This window comes from Pseudoalteromonas sp. 13-15, assembly GCF_001468205.2.
Lineage (GTDB): Bacteria > Pseudomonadota > Gammaproteobacteria > Enterobacterales > Alteromonadaceae > Pseudoalteromonas > Pseudoalteromonas marina.
On record NZ_CP019162.1, the window covers coordinates 270080 to 287065 of the forward strand.

General features: G+C 40.0%; 9 protein-coding genes and 15 tRNA genes. 16 read left to right on the plus strand and 8 right to left on the minus strand.

Translation table 11 applies throughout. From position 1 onward, the window contains the following. Nucleotides 1-139 precede the first annotated feature (139 nt). The 7 genes from ATS72_RS01360 to msrB all read left to right on the plus strand — a co-directional run bounded on the left by ATS72_RS01360 (nt 140) and on the right by msrB (nt 8830). Nucleotides 140-871: an RNA methyltransferase gene (locus ATS72_RS01360; RefSeq protein ID WP_010556024.1), complete on the plus strand. Its 732-nt coding sequence runs from the start codon at nt 140-142 to the stop codon at nt 869-871. Nucleotides 872-938: 67 nt separating this feature from the next. Further along, on the plus strand, nt 939-4343 hold the full coding sequence (locus tag ATS72_RS01365) for a chromosome segregation SMC family protein (RefSeq protein WP_058428634.1): 3405 nt from the start codon (nt 939-941) through the stop codon (nt 4341-4343). Nucleotides 4344-4417: 74 nt separating this feature from the next. Continuing rightward, entirely contained in the window at nt 4418-5185 is a 768-nt protein-coding gene (zipA, locus tag ATS72_RS01370) for a cell division protein ZipA (protein WP_039036671.1), read from the plus strand. A gap of 77 nt (nt 5186-5262) precedes the next feature. After that, nucleotides 5263-7281 (plus strand): NAD-dependent DNA ligase LigA, encoded by a 2019-nt coding sequence (gene ligA, locus ATS72_RS01375; protein WP_058428635.1) that lies wholly within the window; start codon nt 5263-5265, stop codon nt 7279-7281. A 9-nt stretch (nt 7282-7290) separates the two neighbouring features. After that, complete coding sequence (locus ATS72_RS01380; RefSeq protein ID WP_058428636.1) at nt 7291-7812, plus strand: DUF2919 domain-containing protein; 522 nt, start codon at nt 7291-7293, stop codon at nt 7810-7812. Continuing rightward, on the plus strand, nt 7812-8258 hold the full coding sequence (locus ATS72_RS01385; protein ID WP_006794528.1) for a hypothetical protein: 447 nt from the start codon (nt 7812-7814) through the stop codon (nt 8256-8258). The genes ATS72_RS01380 and ATS72_RS01385 overlap by 1 nt, the downstream gene beginning before the upstream one ends. A 131-nt stretch (nt 8259-8389) precedes the next feature. Continuing rightward, nucleotides 8390-8830 (plus strand): peptide-methionine (R)-S-oxide reductase MsrB, encoded by a 441-nt coding sequence (gene msrB, locus ATS72_RS01390; RefSeq protein WP_058428637.1) that lies wholly within the window; start codon nt 8390-8392, stop codon nt 8828-8830. Here the strand turns inward: msrB and ATS72_RS01395 are convergent. The 8 genes from ATS72_RS01395 to ATS72_RS01430 form a co-directional block, all read right to left on the minus strand. Continuing rightward, nucleotides 8827-10464: a response regulator gene (locus ATS72_RS01395; protein WP_058429163.1), complete on the minus strand. Its 1638-nt coding sequence runs from the start codon at nt 10462-10464 to the stop codon at nt 8827-8829. The genes msrB and ATS72_RS01395 overlap by 4 nt on opposite strands. A gap of 475 nt (nt 10465-10939) precedes the next feature. Beyond that, nucleotides 10940-11015: transfer RNA gene (locus ATS72_RS01400), tRNA-Val, on the minus strand. A gap of 54 nt (nt 11016-11069) precedes the next feature. Continuing rightward, nucleotides 11070-11145 (minus strand) — tRNA-Val (locus ATS72_RS01405). A gap of 33 nt (nt 11146-11178) precedes the next feature. Then, a tRNA-Val gene (locus tag ATS72_RS01410) sits at nt 11179-11254 on the minus strand. A gap of 45 nt (nt 11255-11299) precedes the next feature. Continuing rightward, nucleotides 11300-11375 (minus strand) — tRNA-Val (locus tag ATS72_RS01415). Between the two features lie 151 nt (nt 11376-11526). After that, a tRNA-Val gene (locus ATS72_RS01420) sits at nt 11527-11602 on the minus strand. A gap of 43 nt (nt 11603-11645) precedes the next feature. Then, a tRNA-Val gene (locus ATS72_RS01425) sits at nt 11646-11721 on the minus strand. A 150-nt stretch (nt 11722-11871) separates the two neighbouring features. After that, nucleotides 11872-11947: transfer RNA gene (locus ATS72_RS01430), tRNA-Val, on the minus strand. 727 nt (nt 11948-12674) lie between these two features. On the opposite strand from ATS72_RS01430, the gene ATS72_RS01435 reads away from it, so the two are divergent. The 9 genes from ATS72_RS01435 (at nt 12675) to ATS72_RS01475 (ending at nt 16969) form a co-directional block, all read left to right on the plus strand. Then, nucleotides 12675-12750: transfer RNA gene (locus ATS72_RS01435), tRNA-Ala, on the plus strand. 36 nt (nt 12751-12786) lie between these two features. Further along, nucleotides 12787-12862 (plus strand) — tRNA-Glu (locus tag ATS72_RS01440). Nucleotides 12863-13003: 141 nt separating this feature from the next. After that, a tRNA-Glu gene (locus tag ATS72_RS01445) sits at nt 13004-13079 on the plus strand. A gap of 90 nt (nt 13080-13169) precedes the next feature. Next, nucleotides 13170-13245, plus strand: a tRNA-Glu gene (locus tag ATS72_RS01450). A gap of 90 nt (nt 13246-13335) precedes the next feature. Continuing rightward, a tRNA-Glu gene (locus ATS72_RS01455) sits at nt 13336-13411 on the plus strand. An 89-nt stretch (nt 13412-13500) separates the two neighbouring features. Further along, nucleotides 13501-13576: transfer RNA gene (locus ATS72_RS01460), tRNA-Glu, on the plus strand. 90 nt (nt 13577-13666) lie between these two features. Continuing rightward, nucleotides 13667-13742: transfer RNA gene (locus tag ATS72_RS01465), tRNA-Glu, on the plus strand. 90 nt (nt 13743-13832) lie between these two features. Then, nucleotides 13833-13908: transfer RNA gene (locus ATS72_RS01470), tRNA-Glu, on the plus strand. A 193-nt stretch (nt 13909-14101) separates the two neighbouring features. Then, nucleotides 14102-16969, plus strand: coding sequence for a M16 family metallopeptidase (locus ATS72_RS01475; RefSeq protein WP_058428638.1), 2868 nt, complete (start codon nt 14102-14104; stop codon nt 16967-16969). The last annotated feature ends 17 nt before the right edge of the window (nt 16970-16986 follow it).

A 16986-nucleotide genomic window follows, 5' to 3' on the forward strand; every position in this document is an offset into this window, starting at 1 on the left:
TAATTTACCGATTTTAAGTGCAAAACTCAATATTTATCCCTGCAATCGGACTTTTAATCTCTAAGGTGAGTTCAAACTAGGTGATACATTTTTTATAATGAACTCTGTTATACTGGGCGGATAATTTTATGGGGCTGTTATGATTTCAAAAAACCAACTCAAACTTATTCGCCAACTTGGCCAAAAAAAGTACCGAAAGCAATATAATCAATACCTTGTACAAGGCGAAAAAAACGTTCTTGAGTTGCTTAATAGTTCACTAAACGCAGTTGATGTATTTGCAACTTCGGCATTTATAAATGCTCATCAAAGCCGTTTTCCAAACACCCATATCATTGAAGCTGACGAGGACGTTCTTACTAAAGCGAGCACGCTTGTAAGTAATAATGCCGCAATTGCAATTGTTGATATGCCAAAAGCCGATTTACCCACAATAAAAGGGTTAATATTGGCCCTTGATGGCGTGTCTGATCCTGGCAATTTAGGCACAATAATAAGAGTGGCAGACTGGTATGGTATTAAACACATTGTAACCAGCACAGACAGTGCAGATGCCTATAACCCAAAAACAATTAGCGCCACAATGGGGTCATTTGTAAGAGTTTCAGTTAGTCAGGTCGACTTACCTGCTTACCTACAAACACTCAAGTTACCAATTTACGGTGCGTTTTTAGATGGCCAAAGCGTACATAAAACACAGTTTAATGGCGAAGGTGTATTGTTAATGGGGAGCGAATCTCATGGCATACGACAAGCCTGTGCGGGTTTAGTAACCGATAAAATAACAATTCCTGCGTTTGGTGAGGCCGAGTCGCTCAATGTTGCTATGGCAACTGGGATTATTTTAGATAATTTTAAACGTCAAGCTTAACAAACGTGTGTTCTTTGAGTTAAATTGCCCATGAATAACAACAATAATAAATTGGTAAAACAACAAGATGCGCTTAAGCACTATTAAATTAGCGGGCTTCAAATCGTTTGTAGAGCCCACTAAAATACCGTTTCCAGATCAAATGACCTGCGTTGTTGGGCCAAACGGCTGCGGTAAATCTAATGTGATTGATGCGGTAAGATGGGTGCTTGGAGAAAGCTCAGCTAAAAACTTGCGTGGCGATGCCATGACAGATGTTATTTTTAATGGCTCGACTAATCGAAAAGCCATTTCGCAAGCCTCTGTAGAGCTGATTTTTGATAACTCGTTGGGCGAGCAAGAATTAAAAAATACCTTTGCCGATAGAAACCAAATAGCGATTAAGCGTTTAGTAACACGTGATGGCCAATCGTTGTACTTTTTAAATGGCAGCAAATGCCGCAAGCGTGACATAACTGATATATTTTTAGGCACTGGGCTTGGTCCTCGCAGTTATGCGATTATTGAGCAAGGGATGATATCGCGCTTAATTGAAAGTAAACCTCATGAACTTCGCGTGTTTTTAGAAGAAGCCGCGGGCGTATCTAAATACAAAGAGCGTCGCCGCGAAACGCAAACGCGGATTAAAAGTACCCGAGAAAATTTAGAACGTTTATTAGATGTTCGTAAAGAGTTGCAAAGCCAACTCGATAAATTGGCTGTTCAGTCACTTGATGCTAAAAAATACCGTGAACTTAAAGCAACAGAGCGCACATTAAAAGGTCAAGTAGCTGTCTTAAAATGGCAAAAGCTGCATCAACAACAATTAGGCAAAAGCGAGCAAATCAAAAAGCTTAATGAGCAAATCAGCTTTTTTAAAACGGCTCACTCAGGGCACGATGATGTGCTTGCGACACTTGAAGGAGAGGTGCAAGCTCAGCAAGATAGATTAAGTGATGCGCAGCACCAGCAACATATTACTCATACCGAGTTAACTCGAGCCGAACAGCAAAAAATTAGTGTTAAACAACAAATACAGTCACTTAAACAAAGCTTAATAAAATTACAACAACGCCAAACAGATAGCCTTGAGCAAAAAGCGCAACAGCAGCACATATGCGAAGAACTTGATGAAGCACTGCAAGAGGCAATAGAAAGCAGTTTAATGTGCGAAGAGCAAGTGAGTGAATTGTCATTTGAGCTTGAGGGGTTGCAGGGTACTAAGCAGCGAAGTTATTCGAATTGGCAAACACTCAACGAACAACAGCAACACCTTACCACTCAGGTGCAGTCGCAAAGTAGTGAAATAAAGCACACGCAACAGCAAATAAATCATGTTAATGAGCAGCTTAGCCAATTAAATTTACAGCTTGATGAACTAAAAAATAATAATGTAGAACATCAGCTGGCCGAGCAAAAACAGCAGCGCCAAGCACTCACTGAGGCGCTTGCAAAAAACCAAAGCGCGCTTGCGCAATGTGAAGTTAAATTGACTCAGCAAAATAGGCTGGTTGATGAAACTCAAGACAATCATAAAACACTGACACAGAAAGAAAATGAACTAAACGCCCGTATTGCTGGGCTTAAAAGTGCATTGGGGTTAGATGAAAAGGTCACTAACTCAACCGGGGTTTTAAGTCAGATCATAGTGCAAGATGGTTTTGAGCCACAAATAGAGCAAGCACTTAAGTCGCTCACGCATTTAAGTGTAACAGAGCAGCAATCAACTAATAGTATATGGCCAAGCAGTCAGCCTTTACTTAAGGCAAGCTTGGCAGATTATATTACCGCTGGCGTGTATCCTGACTTACTCACGCGAATTGGCTATAGCGAACACGCCGATTTAACTATGCTAAATGATGACGATTACATTGCGATAATGGATAAAAAAGGCGAATTGCATGGTCGTAATTGGCACGTAAACGCAGACAGTAACACCGACAATTCATTGCTAATAAAGCATAAGCAACTTCACGCGCACACCGATGAGGTCATACAGGTTAAAAGTCAGCTTGAAAAGGTCAAAAGTGAGCTTGAACAATACACTGTAATACAAGCAGAGTTTAATACCGAACAAAAAGCACTCAAAGACGTTATTCATCAGCTTGCTCAACAAATTGCTATTTCAAGTACCCGAAGCGATATGCTCACAGAGCAAGTTACTCAATATCAATATCAGCTATCAAAAATAAAAACACAAGAGCAAACAATAAGTGCGTCACTGGCGCAACTCAATAAGCAGCTTGATGAACAAACCGAGCAATATGAACTATTTGTTGAGCAGCAATTAAATTTAACAGATGAAACTGAGACTGCGAATGATGAGCGCATGCTCAGCGATAAAAATTATAGCCAAGCACTCAGCGCATTGGAGCAATACAAAACGCAGGCTCATCAGGCAAGCTTAAGTCAGCAAAAAGCACGTAGTGAATGGCAGTTAAGTCAAACAAAACTGAGCCATGCAGCGCAAGCCTATGAAGAGGCAAAACAAGGAGCTGAAGAATTAGTTTTGGAAATAGAGGCGTTACTTATTCCAGAAGAAACACTCAGTGAATCAATTTCAACCTTACTAGAAAAGCATCAGCAAGGCGAACAACGATTAACGCAATTGCAAAACGATTTATCACAAGCTAAAGACGCCTTACATACAAAGCAAGCTAGCCTTAAAAATTCGCAAGGTGAGCTGCAAGGGCTTCAAGAGCAACATCAAAAATTAACACTTGAAGAGCAGAGCTTATTAATAAAGGCACAAGCTGCACTTGAGCCATTAGAAGAGCTTAAACAAAGCTTAAAAGCCGTACTTGAAACATTACCTGACGACTTAACCCTAAATGCAGCGCAAAACCAATTAACAGGTATTACGAATCAGCTAGACAAGCTGGGTGCGGTTAACTTAGCAGCTATAGAAGAGTTTGATGTTGCAAAACAGCGCAGTGAGTATTTAGATAATCAGTTAGAGGATTTAACTAAAGCGTTAAATACCCTTGAAGGGGCTATTCGGAAAATAGATACCGAGACAAAAACACGCTTTAAAGCCACGTTTGATCAAGTTAATGAAGACTTTGCACAGCTGTTTCCCAAAGTTTTTGGTGGAGGGAGTGCGTATTTGGAATTAACCAGTGACGATTTACTTGAAAGTGGTGTTAGTATAATGGCACGGCCGCCAGGTAAGAAAAATTCAACTATTCACTTGTTAAGTGGTGGAGAAAAAGCGCTGACGGCATTATCATTAGTGTTTTCTATATTCAGGCTAAATCCAGCCCCGTTTTGTATGCTGGATGAAGTTGACGCACCATTAGATGACGCAAACGTTGTTCGCTTTTGCCGTTTGGTGGAAGAAATGTCACAATCAGTGCAATTTATTTATATAAGCCATAACAAAATTGCAATGGAGATGGCGGGGCGTTTAACCGGTGTTACCATGGCAGAGCCGGGTGTATCTCGAATGGTTGCAGTAGATATTGAACAAGCGGTGCAACTTGCACACGCATAAATTTTTATAACACGTGTATTAGTTTTTAATTACTATACAGGTTTTAGGCATAACAAATAATAAAAGGTGAGGGGATGGCCGAACAATTAAGATGGGTTTTAATCATTATCAGTGTGATTGTCATTGGTGGCTTATTAGTCCATGGTTTATGGTCTGTAAGAAAAAAAGAGAGCCCAGATACGTCCGTTAATGAACGGGTTGAACCACTCCAAGAAAGCCAAACAGCTTCCTCTCATTCATATAGTCAAAAAGCTGAGCCAAAAGAGCCGGTAATTAGTGAGCGTGACGAACCACAGCTAGGTGAACTTAACTTTGATGCTAATGAGCCTCAAATTGAGCCCAGCGCGCCAGAGGTTCCTATTGAAGATGACCTAAGTGTTGTTGACGATTTAGAGTCGGTTGAGCAAACTAATGAACAACCAAAAGAGCCAGTACCCGATTTTGTTATTGTACATATACAAATGCCAGAAGGGTTAACTATGCAAGGCAGCAAGTTATTACCTGCTGTGAATACGCTTGGTTTTAAATATTCTGAAGAGGGCTTTTTTAATCGTCATTTAGACCCTGCAGGCCAAGGACCAGTGTTGTTTAGATTAGTTAATATGTACAACCCAGGAACGTTCGATATAGACAATATGGAACAGTTTAGCACCGCAGGTGTTAGCTTATTTATGACCTTGCCGTGTGACGGTGACGGACTAGCAGCCTTTAATATGTTGCACAGTGCGGCTAAAAAAATAGCCGACGAATTCGGCGCGCACATATTAGACGCAGAACGCGAAGAAATGAGTGTTGAGCGTGTAAGGCAATATGTTGAGCAGGTTCGTGCTTTTTCAGCGTAACAATTTGTAATATATAATTTTTACAAGCCACTGGGCGATATCGTCAAAGTGGCTTTTTTATGTTTTTTGAGGTTTAAATGTCTAGCAGCATTAGTGAGCAAATTAATCATCTTCGTACCCTATTAGAGCAGCACAATTATAATTATTATGTGCTTGATACCCCAAGCATTCCTGATGCTGAATACGATAGGCTATTACGCGAACTCAGTGCGCTTGAAACACAAAATCCTGAATTTTTATCTGCTGACTCACCGACTCAAAAAGTAGGTGGTGCAGCGCTTAGTAAATTTGAGCAAGTTGCTCATCAAGTGCCAATGCTATCGCTTGATAATGCGTTTAGCGAGGATGAATTTACGGGCTTTAATCGCCGAATAAAAGAGCGCTTAATGAGCACCGATGAGCTCACTTTTTGCTGTGAGCCAAAACTTGATGGGTTAGCGGTATCTATTATTTATCGTGATGGAGTGTTGGTACAAGCTGCAACACGGGGTGATGGCTTTACAGGCGAGAATATTACTCAAAATGTAAAAACAATTCGTAACGTCCCCCTTAAGTTGCGTGGCGACTACCCCAAAGAGCTTGAAGTGCGTGGTGAAGTATTTATGGACAGCGCTGGGTTTGAAAAGCTAAACAATGAAGCGCAAAAGCGTGGCGAAAAAGTATTTGTAAATCCACGTAATGCGGCGGCAGGTAGCCTACGCCAGCTAGACTCTAAAATTACCGCAAAACGCCCACTGATGTTTTATGCATACAGTACTGGTTTGGTTGCTGATGGCTCAATCCCTGAGGATCACTTTCAGCAATTAGAAAAGTTAACTGATTGGGGCTTACCCCTTTGTCCAGAAACAAAGCTGGTGGAAGGGCCACAAGCTGCACTTGATTATTATGATGATATTTTAACGCGTCGCAGTGAGCTTAAATATGAAATTGACGGCGTAGTAATAAAAGTTAATAAAAAAGCCCTACAAGAGCGTTTAGGCTTTGTAGCGCGGGCACCTCGTTGGGCTATTGCCTATAAATTTCCGGCGCAAGAGGAAGTCACTCAACTCCTTGATGTAGAATTTCAAGTTGGTCGTACAGGTGCAATTACGCCTGTTGCTCGTTTAGAACCTGTGTTTGTAGGCGGTGTAACGGTGTCTAATGCAACGCTTCACAATGGTGATGAAATTGCTCGATTAGGCGTGAAAGTCGGCGATACGGTGATTATACGCCGTGCTGGCGATGTGATTCCTCAAATAACACAAGTTGTGCTTGAACGCAGGCCCACAGATGCAAGAGACATTGTGTTTCCATCAACTTGCCCTATTTGTGACTCCCATGTAGAAAAAGTAGAAGGGGAAGCTGTAGCCCGTTGTACTGGTGGCCTAGTATGCCCCGCACAGCGCAAGCAAGCTATAAAGCACTTTGCCTCGCGTAAGGCACTAGATATAGATGGTCTTGGCGATAAAATTGTTGATCAATTAGTGGACCGTGAGCTTATAAAAACTCCGGCTGATTTATTTATATTAAAGCAAGGTCACTTTGAATCACTTGAACGCATGGGACCTAAGTCGGCTAAAAACTTAGTTACTGCTTTAAATGAAGCAAAAGCCACTACGCTTGCTAAATTTTTATATTCACTGGGTATTCGAGAAGCCGGTGAGGCTACGGCACAAAATTTAGCGAATCACTTTTTAACGCTAGAGAATATTATTAGTGCTAATGTTGAAAGCCTCACACAAGTCAGCGATGTAGGCGATATTGTAGCATCGCATGTACGAGGCTTTTTTGGTGAAGAGCACAATTTAGCGGTGGTCAATGCGCTTATTGAGCAAGGTGTTCATTGGCCTGCGCTAAGCGCACCGTCAGAGGATGAACAACCGTTAGCGGGGCTTACTTATGTACTTACAGGTACGCTCAATACGCTTAACCGCAATGATGCTAAAGCGCGCTTACAACAGCTAGGTGCAAAGGTGTCAGGTAGTGTATCTGCTAAAACTGATGCTTTAGTAGCGGGTGAAAAAGCCGGTTCTAAACTCACAAAGGCTCAAGATTTGGGGATAGACGTGCTTACAGAGGATGATTTAATCGAGCTCCTTAAAAAGCATAACGGCTAGGAAATAGTAATGAGCCAATACGGACCTCAATACTGGGATAAATATGGGAGTTATCGCACCCCTGTTGCGTTTCACTTAAGTGTAGTGGTGTTGCTGCGTGCTTATTTTATTTGGGTTATAGCGGCACTGAGCCGACGACCAGAGCTTGACTTAATGTCGTTATTTTTTAGATCTAAAAGCGACTTTTTTATTGCTATTGCCATTGGCAGTATTGCGATATTACCTACGTTGTTATTTTGCTTGCGCCGCCCTCGCGATTCACATAAAGCCACTGACAGATTAGCGAGTATTTGGCGGCATATGCGCTGGCCATTAATTGTATGCGCGCTAATAGATTTAACGTGGCTAATAGTACAAGCGGCACATAGCCATTACCGGTTTTCACTTTTTTTAGCGGTGCAAATGGTTATTGTGTTTTGGGTGCTTTGGTATTTAGTTAAAAGTCGTTATTTAACCGTGTTTTTTAAAGATTGGCCTGAGCCAACAGAAAAAGCATCAGATGACAAAAAAGATCTTAAAAGGGATTCATAGTGGACGCAGTAAACAAAAAAATAGCATTAATCATTGCACTCATCGGCTGTGTGCTTATTGGTTTAATGTTTGCTTTTGAGTTATTTGAAGTTATGTGGTTTAAAGTGTTGATAGGAGTCTGGGTGTTTGTATTTTGTTCAAGCATGTATAGGCTTACACCACTATTTAAAGCGCGAAACCGTTTAGAGCACTTTGTTCAACGCGATGCGCAGCACTTACTAGTGTTTAGCCTAATGGGCTTTTTTGATAAAAAACATGGTCCAAATTGGTTGGTTATACAAAGTATTGAGCGCGTAGTGAGTAAAGATGACGAGCTAATTATTTGTAGCAATAATGACCGGCAACTAAGTGTTAGCTTACCCGTTAAAAAAGCGGAGTTAGAGGCGTTTATGCAGCGTATTTTTACTACTGCAGAAAAGCAAACTATTACCTTTGAACAAGCTTGATCGCGGCATCATTCATCCTCGTAATAATAAAAAGATTTAGCCATATAACCTGATCTTTGTTTTATATAAATTAATTATCCAGAGTCCAGGTTATTCACCCTATTCGTAATATAGGTTTTCATGAGGTTACTATGTTGAAATGGAAAGATGTGATTAACTTTGCCAAAAATGGCAACCCTGCACCCAGTAAAAAAGTCATTAAAACCGATGAACAATGGCGTGAACAATTATCAGAAAACGAATACTACGTAACTCGTATGAAGGGGACAGAGCGTCCTGATATGTCTGGCAGTTGTACATTACTAGAGCCCGGTAAATATGTGTGTGTTTGTTGTGATAATTTATTGTTTGATGCTGACGAAAAATTTGAAAGCGGAACAGGCTGGCCTTCATTTACTCAGCCAGCAACGATAGAAGCAATTGGCTATGTACGCGACGTCAGCCATGGCATGGAACGTGTAGAGGTTGTATGCAACGTGTGTGATGCGCATTTAGGGCATATATTTCCAGATGGCCCACTACCAACGGGCCTTCGATACTGCGTTAATGGCGCAGCAATGAAAAAGCTTTAGTCTTTGAGGTTTAGCTTCATCTCTTTTGCTTGATTCATAATTTTATCTAAGCGCTGCGCTTGATCTGCTGGCAGTTCAGATTTGTCCAATAAGGCGTAGCATTTTTTAGCAAGTCCTATATTCAATGAGCTGCCACTTTGCTTGGTCGAGTCAAACAAGCATTGTAATAAATTAAGTGCAATGCTTTGATTGCGTGGCATAACTCTAAACGCATGCGTAAATGCTTCAAGTGCTGTGTTTAATTGCCCTTTGTTAAATTGGGTTACCGCATGGTTATTAAGTTCTTTTGGCCCCATTTTAATGTCACGTCGTTCGCTTTGTTGTTGCTGTATATAACGTAAGTAGGTGGGTTCGCTGGTATTTGGGTGTCTTTCACAATGATTAATTATTTGCGAAAATAACATTTGCGCCTTTTGATGAAACCCTAGCTCATGAAAGGCTTTTGCTCTATCAAGCGCGCCATCTACTGAGCGTATTATTGAGTCGTCATCTTCTAATTGTTCAATGAGCTTTTTAGCTTTTTGATGCTCATCTTTTAAATAATGAAGCCGCGCATTAAGCACATCAATTTGCGATTGATTCGTACTATTAGGAAATTGGGTTTTTAAATCGTTTATATACTTATTTGTCTGCCTTGAAATTCGCTGCACTTGATCGGTTTGATCCGTTGTTAACGCAAAATCGATTCCTGCTCGAGCCGCATTTAAGTAAATGTCGGGATGATCGTAAATAGAGTGCTTAGCAAAGTTTGCTATATCTTTTTGTGTAAGGTAGTTTTTTTCGTAGTCGTGATTAATTAACGAGACCGTACTTAACGATTTTTGACGCGATATATTACGAGGTGCAATTGTGGCAGCTTGGCTCAAAAAGTCTTGTGCCAATTCAAATTGATTGAGTTTTATTTCTAACCGGCCTAGTAAGTCTAATGCAACAAGGCGGGTTTCTTGACGTTCTAGCATGGTTTTTAACATGCGCTGCGCCAAAATGTGCTCGTTGTTAGCTATAAGCGCTTCAACTAGCCCCACCTTTGCCCAAGCAAACTTTTGAATGTCGAGCACGGATTTAAAAAAATCTTTGGCCTCTTGAGCCCGCTTTAACCGAAGAAGAGCGTCACCTTTCAGGCGAAGTAAGATAGGGCTGTAATTATTGTCTTTTCTTTCAAGTGCGGCATCAATATATTTTACTGCTTTTGAATCATTGCCATCATCAATAAGCGTGTATACGGTTTGAAGATCGTGTTTGCGCTTTAAAATACGTTCAATTCGGGTCTTGAGTTCTTGCCCTGTAAAAGGTTTGACTAAAAAATCATCCGGTTGAAGCTCAAGTACACTGTGTACTAATGAGCCACTTGTTTCAGCTGAAATAAAGATAAAGCCAGTGGAGTTTTTTATAAGTTTTTTTACTCTTAGCTCTTCGTACAATTGGTAACCGTCTTGGTGTTTGTTTAAATTAAACGAACAAACAATTAAATCAAACGATTCACTTAAACATTGCTCTTTGGCTGAATTTGCATGATCGGCAAAACTCAACTGCCGAAAGCCGAGCCTTTCTAACGATTGTTTCATATAGCTTTGAGCAAGCGGTTGCTCTTCGACTATTAGTATTTTGGCTTTTGAAAATATCTTAGTTGGCATTGGCTTAAGCGTTATCACTTTTAACACAGACTATAATCAACAGTTTAGCTGCTTACAAGAGAATTTAAATGCTAGCTGTATTTATTAGGTAATTAGGTTTAACTAATACGTTTATATGGTCATAAAGTGTCATTTTTATCAGGTGCTGTAATAACGGGTTATGTACGTATTTGAATAGGTACTAAATAATAGGGCGTGGTTAATCTGTTATTACTAGTAAAGAAGGGGGATGCTCTTTTTTATAATAGATTTAATTATTCGAATAAGAATTTAATAAAAATAGGAAAGGAATTAAAAATAGATATCGAGGAAGTATTTATATGTGGTGGGTGATACTGGACTTGAGCCAGTGATCTTCGCCATTATTTGTAAAGAAAGGCGATGCTCTTTTTTATAAAAAATCTAAATATTCAAATAGGAATTTAATAAAAATAGGAAAGGAATTAAAAATAGGTATCGAGGAAGTGTTTATATGTGGTGGGTGATACTGGACTTGAACCAGTGACCCTCGCCTTGTAAGGGCGATGCTCTCCCAACTGAGCTAATCACCCACATATAATAGGTATTACTTTTTTAAACTTATTAATTAATCGCTTAGTATAATTTGGTGGGTGATACTGGACTTGAACCAGTGACCCTCGCCTTGTAAGGGCGATGCTCTCCCAACTGAGCTAATCACCCAAATTATATATTTAATATGCACCATTCTAAGAATGGTGGGTCGTACTGGACTTGAACCAGTGACCCTCGCCTTGTAAGGGCGATGCTCTCCCAACTGAGCTAACGACCCATATTAAATTTTAAAACGCGACTATCAATATAATAGATTTATATGTGGTGGGTGATACTGGACTTGAACCAGTGACCCTCGCCTTGTAAGGGCGATGCTCTCCCAACTGAGCTAATCACCCACATATAAATTAAAACGCTACTATTAAAATAAATAGTACTGGACTTTAACCAGTGAACCTCGCCGTTACTTGGAAGTAGCGGTAATGCTCTCTTTTTTCTAAACTGAGTAATGACCCATTTAGATTTTTGTAATATGCACCATTCTGAGAATGGTGGGTCGTACTGGACTTGAACCAGTGACCCTCGCCTTGTAAGGGCGATGCTCTCCCAACTGAGCTAACGACCCATATTACAATTTAAACTACTATTTTTATAATAGGTTTTATATGTGGTGGGTGATACTGGACTTGAACCAGTGACCCTCGCCTTGTAAGGGCGATGCTCTCCCAACTGAGCTAATCACCCACATATCAATTAAAACACGACTATCAAAATAAATAGTACTGGACTTTAACCAGTGAACTTCTCTGTTACTTGTAAGTAGCAGTGATGCTCTCTTTTTCTAAATGAACATAGAGTCCGAATAGAATTTAGATGAGAACACTTTTAAAGAAGTGGTGGGTGATACTGGACTTGAACCAGTGACCCTCGCCTTGTAAGGGCGATGCTCTCCCAACTGAGCTAATCACCCGCATCTAAACAACATCACATTGCTGCGTTGTTGTGGGGCGCTATTATAGATAGAGTTGAAAATGTGTCAACACTTGAATGACAAAAATGTACTGAATGAAGGTTTTATAAACAACAAGATATGAAGGGCGTCTATTTTATAGGCAAAACATGTTCGGTAGCGTAATTGTGTGGTGTATTTGTGGTGTTTATAACTCACATTAGTGGTTAATCTAGTTTTTTGGGGGAATACACAAGCGATCACTTTTAATTGTTGAACATTTAAACCTTCTTTAATAAGGATATATATTTTGTTACCTCTCTAAAAAGTCATAACAAATAAAATAGAAAAAGTATTTTAAAGTGCAACTATAAAAAGCATGTGTGTTTTACTACATTTACCCAACTGGCTTGTTGATATGAAAGTGGGATGTTAGGTCGGTAATTTATAAATTATATTTGCAATGTTTGAATTGCATATAAATGTATACCTTTTGAGGGTAGGGTAGTGAACTACCATTCACTGACTAGCAACGCTACATAAAATAAAAGTGTAGGGGAGTCGCATTAGGGCAATGATTTTAATCAAATTGTGTTTTTTAGCATGCTTGATAGCCAGTTTGTTGAAAATTAAACCATTTAAATAAAGCTGGATAAAAAACTGTTGACTTTATTTTGGGTGGTGCATAGAATGCGCCCCGCACTAAGCAATACACGACGTAGTTATTACGGCGAGTGTTGATCAAGTTGGGGCTATAGCTCAGCTGGGAGAGCGCTTCGCTGGCAGTGAAGAGGTCTGCGGTTCGATCCCGCATAGCTCCACCAATTATTAGTGTTTGTCCTAGGGTAGCAGTTTTCTGCGTCCCCATCGTCTAGAGGCCTAGGACACCGCCCTTTCACGGCGGTAACAGGGGTTCGAATCCCCTTGGGGACGCCATCTAGCTTTAAGCTAGAGGTGGTTTTACCAAGAGAATAGCGTAACAATTAAAGCTCGAGTCTTTACTTGTATTATATGCATTACCTTAGCAACTCATGATGTGAGTCAAACTCATCAAATGTCCTAGTGACACATTTATGTGTCCCCATCGTCTAGAGGCCTAGGACACCGCCCTTTCACGGCGGTAACAGGGGTTCGAATCCCCTTGGGGACGCCACTTACTATTTTAATAGTTAGTGTAGTGTTATTAAGAAAGCTCGCCTGAATCGAGTTAAATTATTCAGTTGTCCTAGTGACACATTTATGTGTCCCCATCGTCTAGAGGCCTAGGACACCGCCCTTTCACGGCGGTAACAGGGGTTCGAATCCCCTTGGGGACGCCACTTACTATTTTAATAGTTAGTGTAGTGTTATTAAGAAAGCTCGCCTGAATCGAGTTGAATTATTCAGTTGTCCTAGTGACACATTTATGTGTCCCCATCGTCTAGAGGCCTAGGACACCGCCCTTTCACGGCGGTAACAGGGGTTCGAATCCCCTTGGGGACGCCACTTACTATTTAATAGTCAGTGTAGTGTTGTTAAGAAAGCTCGCCTGAAACGAGTAAAACCATTCAGTTGTCCTAGTGACACATTTATGTGTCCCCATCGTCTAGAGGCCTAGGACACCGCCCTTTCACGGCGGTAACAGGGGTTCGAATCCCCTTGGGGACGCCACTTACTATTTTAATAGTCAGTGTTGTGTTGTTAAGAAAGCTCGCCTGAAACGAGTCAAACCATTCAGTTGTCCTAGTGACACATTTATGTGTCCCCATCGTCTAGAGGCCTAGGACACCGCCCTTTCACGGCGGTAACAGGGGTTCGAATCCCCTTGGGGACGCCACTTACTATTTTAATAGTTAGTGTAGTGTTATTAAGAAAGCTCGCCTGAAACGAGTCAAACCATTCAGTTGTCCTAGTGAGACATTTATGTGTCCCCATCGTCTAGAGGCCTAGGACACCGCCCTTTCACGGCGGTAACAGGGGTTCGAATCCCCTTGGGGACGCCACTTCCTATTCTAATAGTTAGTGTAGTGTTATTAAGATATCCACAGATTTTCTTCTAAAATTAGTAATTATTTTCTCGTAAAGATTAAACGTTTACACTTAGTTACAAAACCATATTAATTTCACTTCAATACAACTTGTTGTAACTCTACTTAGTCCTTAAACTCATTGAGTTAATTAAAAATGGACTAAAAAATGAAACTCTCAAAAATAGCACTTGCAGTATTATTAGCATCAGGGTTAGCTGCTTGTAATAGCTCTACCCAAGCAATTGATAAAAATACAGTAGCAGAAGTATCAATTCCAGGCGTTACACTCATAGAATCTGTTCAAGCTAATCCTAACGATATCAACATACCTTATAAAAAATATAAACTTGATAATGGTCTAACAGTTATAGTGCATGAAGATCATTCAGATCCACTTGTGCACGTTGATGTTACTTACCATGTTGGATCTGCTCGTGAAGAACTTGGTAAGTCAGGTTTTGCTCATTTTTTTGAGCATATGATGTTTCAAGGATCTGAAAATGTTGCTGACGAAGAGCATTTTAAAATAATCTCAGAGGCAGGTGGTACTTTAAATGGAACTACTAATTCAGATAGAACAAATTATTTTGAAACAGTGCCTGTAAATCAGTTAGAAAAGATGTTGTGGTTAGAGTCTGACAGAATGGGCTTTTTATTAGATGCTGTGACTCAAGAAAAATTTGAAGTACAACGAGAAACTGTAAAAAATGAACGAGGTCAACGAGTCGATAATCGTCCTTATGGTCGTTTAGGTGAGCGTATGGCACAAGCAATGTATCCCGATGGACATCCGTATTCGTGGCCTGTTATTGGATTTATGGACGATCTAAATCGTGTGAATGTTAATGACCTAAAAGCATTCTTTTTGAAATGGTATGGTCCTAATAACGCAACGCTTACCATTGGTGGAGACATCAATGCTAATGAAATATTGCCATTAGTTACTAAATACTTTGCGCCAATCCCAAAAGGCCCTGAAATACCTAAAGTTGAAAAAAAAGCGGTAACACTAAATGCTGATAGATATATATCGATGGAAGATAAAGTTCATTTACCTTTACTGGCAATGAGTTTTCCAACGACTTATGCTCGCTCTGAGGATGAAGCACCACTAGATATACTTGCCGAAATTTTAGGTGGTGGCAATAACTCATTACTTTATAAAAACCTAGTAAAAACTCAACTTGCAGTTCAAGCTAGTGCCAATCACCCATGCCAAGAGTTATCTTGCTCAATTAGTATTTATGCTTTACCAAACCCCACATCAGGTAAAACGTTAGCTGATATGGAAAAAATTGTACGTGATTCATTTACTGAATTTGAAAAGCGCGGTGTTACACAAGACGATTTAGATAAAGTAAAAGCAAAAATAGAATCGGGTGCAATATTTGGCTTACAAAGCGTATCCGGAAAGGTATCTCAACTTGCTGCATCAGAAACATTTACGGGCAATCCAAACTCAACGAAAGCTGAAATTGCACGCTATAACAGTGTGACAAAAGCAGATGTTATGCGTGTATTTAATCAATACATTAAAGGTAAATTTGCAGTTATTATGAGTGTAGTTCCAGAGGGACAAACTCAACTTATAGCCGCTCCAGATAATTTTACTCCTAAGAAGCATGATTTTGGAGGCCCCTCGACAACCTCTGCTGATGATTTAGTCGCCCGAAGAGCTGTTGATACATTTGATCGAAGTGTTCAGCCTGTAGCGGGTGCAAACCCTGCTGTAGACGTACCTGCGCTTTGGCAAACTAAGACCGACAACGGTATTAAAATATTGGGCACTCAAAGCAGTGAAACACCCACTACAGCTGTATTCATTAAAATACCGGGTGGCTTTTATAACGAGCAGACCAGTAAAGTGGGTTTATCGTCGATGACTGCATCGTTAATGAGCGAGTCAACGCAAAACTATACTACAGAGGAAATGAGTAACGCGCTTGAAAAACTGGGTAGCCAAGTAAGCATATACGCTGATAAAACACACACAAATGTATATGTTTCTACCTTGACTAAAAACCTAGACGCAACATTAAAGCTTGTTGAAGAAAAGTTATTTAGACCAGCATTTAATGCCGATGATTTTGAGCGTAATAAAAAGCAAATCGTTCAAAATATTCAACATTCAATGAAGGATGCTGGGTATTTAGCATCTAATACATATAGCAAATTACTATATGGCGACAATATAGCTGCACTTCCAAGTTCTGGAACGCTAAATAGTATTGAGGCTATTACATTAGATGACGTTGAAACTTTTTATAAAGCCAACTTTAAACCACAAGGTGCTCAAGTCATTATAGTGTCAGATTTAAGTGAAGCTGCTGTCGAACCAAAAGTTAAATCAGCACTTGCTAACTGGCAAGGGAAAGGCCAAAGTTTTGATGTAGACTTTACCGAGCCTAACGTTCAAACAAACGTAATTTATCTTGTAGATAAACCTGGTGCGCCGCAATCACAAATTCGTATCGGTAAACGCGATATGGTTGAAGATATTACAGGTGAATTTTTTAAAGCTAATTTAATGAACTTTGCGCTTGGTGGTACTTTTAACAGCCGTATCAATCTAAATTTACGAGAGGATAAAGGCTATACATATGGTGCTCGTTCACGTTTTTGGGGTGATAAAACATCAGGTGGTTTTACAGCCTCTGCAGCAGTAAGAGCTGATTCGACTGCTGCGTCTATTACAGAGTTTACTAATGAGCTTAATAACTACGCTCAAAACGGTGTAACAGACGAAGAGCTGATGTTTATGCGTAAGGCAATTAACCAAAAAGATGCGCTTAAATACGAAACCCCTAATGCAAAACTTGGCTTTTTGGCACAAATTTTAGAGTTTGATTTAGAACCTAATTTTGTAAAAGAAAGAAATAAGATTGTTAGCACTATTAGTAAAGAAGAAATTAATGCTTTAGCTAAAAAGCACTTAAATGCTAAAGATATGATTTACCTAGTGGTTGGAGATGCAAAGACATTGCGTCCAGAGCTTGAGAAATTAGGTATGAAGGTTGTTGATTATAGTCTTTAATATTTAATTGAATAATC

Coding starts and splice junctions, on each gene's coding strand:
- ATS72_RS01360 (WP_010556024.1), top strand. CDS start 140: ATGATTTCAAAAAACCAACTCAAACTTATTCGCCAACTTGGCCAAAAA.
- ATS72_RS01365 (WP_058428634.1), top strand. CDS start 939: ATGCGCTTAAGCACTATTAAATTAGCGGGCTTCAAATCGTTTGTAGAG.
- zipA (WP_039036671.1), top strand. CDS start 4,418: ATGGCCGAACAATTAAGATGGGTTTTAATCATTATCAGTGTGATTGTC.
- ligA (WP_058428635.1), top strand. CDS start 5,263: ATGTCTAGCAGCATTAGTGAGCAAATTAATCATCTTCGTACCCTATTA.
- ATS72_RS01380 (WP_058428636.1), top strand. CDS start 7,291: ATGAGCCAATACGGACCTCAATACTGGGATAAATATGGGAGTTATCGC.
- msrB (WP_058428637.1), top strand. CDS start 8,390: ATGTTGAAATGGAAAGATGTGATTAACTTTGCCAAAAATGGCAACCCT.
- ATS72_RS01395 (WP_058429163.1), bottom strand. CDS start 10,464: ATGCCAACTAAGATATTTTCAAAAGCCAAAATACTAATAGTCGAAGAG.
- ATS72_RS01475 (WP_058428638.1), top strand. CDS start 14,102: ATGAAACTCTCAAAAATAGCACTTGCAGTATTATTAGCATCAGGGTTA.